We start from the raw sequence: 1,041 nt of genomic DNA, 5'->3' as shown, positions 1-1,041 counted from the left end.
ATCCCGTCCGCTACCTCGGCAATCGCTCGACCGGGCGCATGGGCTACGCGTTGGCGGCCGAGGCGGCGGCCCGCGGAGCGCGTGTGCTGCTCGTCAGTGGTCCGACGGCTCTGGAGCCGCCCGCAGGGGTGGAGGTGACCGCGGTCCGCAGCGCCGGCGAGATGCACGCCGAGGTCGTCCGGCTCGCGTTCGACGGTGCGGTCGACGCCGTGGTCATGGCCGCGGCGGTGGCGGACTACACGCCGGCTGCGGGTCCGCAGGCCGCGAAGATTCGCAAGGCGGATGCCGATCTGGTGGTTGCCTTGCGCCGCACGACCGACGTGCTGGCGGATCTCGGGGCGCGCCGCGGGGATGCGCCGCGGCCCGTGCTGGTGGGGTTCGCGGCAGAGACGGGCGATGCCGTCGAGCGGGCCCGCGCAAAGCTCGTCCGCAAACGGGTCGACCTCGTCGTCGCCAACGACGTCACCGAGCCGGGGGCGGGATTCGCGGTGGAGACGAACGTGGCGACGCTGGTGAGCGACGCCGGCGTCGAGCCGGTCTCCAGACGCTCGAAGCGGGATCTGGCCCGTGTCGTCCTCGACCGGATCGAGGCGCGGCTCGGCTCCGGCAGCGAGACGGCATGATTCGGGAACTGCGCCGATGACCGAACGGGATCAACTCGCCGAGCACTTGCGGTTCTTCGAGGAGCTCGGCGTCGAAGGTTTCAGCCGCGATCCGGCGTGGCGCGCGCGGCCGGCCGACCGCAGTCCGATGGATGCGCCGGAGGAAGTCCCGGCGACCGGCGCGGGCGCGGTCGAGGTCACCCCGTCCTGGACGACGGATTCGCTGTGGGCGCCGGCGCCGGCGGCGACGCCGCGGGGGGCATCGCCGGAGGAACGCCTGCAGGGAATTCGCGACGACCTGGGCGACTGCACGCGCTGCAAGCTGCACGGCGGCCGCACCAACCTCGTCTTCGGCGTAGGCAGGGGCGCCGCCGCGCGGGTGTTCGTAGGGGAGGCCCCCGGGGGTGGCGTTTAAAAAACTTACCCTGGCGCCGCGAGT

General features: G+C 73.1%; 1 protein-coding gene and 1 pseudogene. Both read left to right on the top strand.

The genetic code is table 11. The features are described 5' to 3' along the window. On the top strand, positions 1 to 623 hold a 623-nt coding region (locus tag F4X11_25480), incomplete at its 5' end, for a bifunctional 4'-phosphopantothenoylcysteine decarboxylase/phosphopantothenoylcysteine synthetase (GenBank protein MYN68327.1). A gap of 265 nt (positions 624 to 888) precedes the next feature. Continuing rightward, positions 889 to 1,005 (top strand): annotated as a pseudogene (locus tag F4X11_25475) (uracil-DNA glycosylase). Positions 1,006 to 1,041 lie beyond the last annotated feature (36 nt).

The organism is Acidobacteriota bacterium, from assembly GCA_009861545.1.
In the GTDB taxonomy this organism is placed as follows: Bacteria; Acidobacteriota; Vicinamibacteria; order Vicinamibacterales; family UBA8438; genus WTFV01.
The sequence above is the reverse complement of the archived record's forward strand: the minus strand, read 5'-3'. Positions and strand labels throughout refer to the sequence as shown.